A 286-nucleotide genomic window follows, 5' to 3' on the forward strand; every position below is an offset into this window, starting at 1 on the left:
AGGTCATTGATATCGACCACGATGTCAGCCCCTGTATTGTTTACAGTTGACATAGTAGCTGTAAATATGATATCGTTTCCTTCCACAGCAGTGTTAGCAGAAAGGTCTACTGTGATACCTGAATCATCAGCATCATCAATAATACCAGTAGCGTTAGCTGTACCAATAGTTACACCAGCAGGAGCCCCAGTGAGGTTAGCTATCTGTCCGTTAATAGTTTCATTACCTTCAAATATTCCATCAACAGTAGTTGGGATATTGATAGTACCAGAGTTACTACCATTAG

Annotated in this window: 1 protein-coding gene; it reads right to left on the reverse strand. The window is 40.6% G+C overall.

All coding sequences use genetic code 11. The annotated features are described in order from the left end of the window. On the reverse strand, positions 1-286 hold a 286-nt coding region (locus RM520_RS15275; protein ID WP_311388576.1), incomplete at both ends, for a hypothetical protein.

This window comes from Croceitalea vernalis, assembly GCF_031846405.1.
In the GTDB taxonomy this organism is placed as follows: Bacteria; Bacteroidota; Bacteroidia; order Flavobacteriales; family Flavobacteriaceae; genus Croceitalea; species Croceitalea vernalis.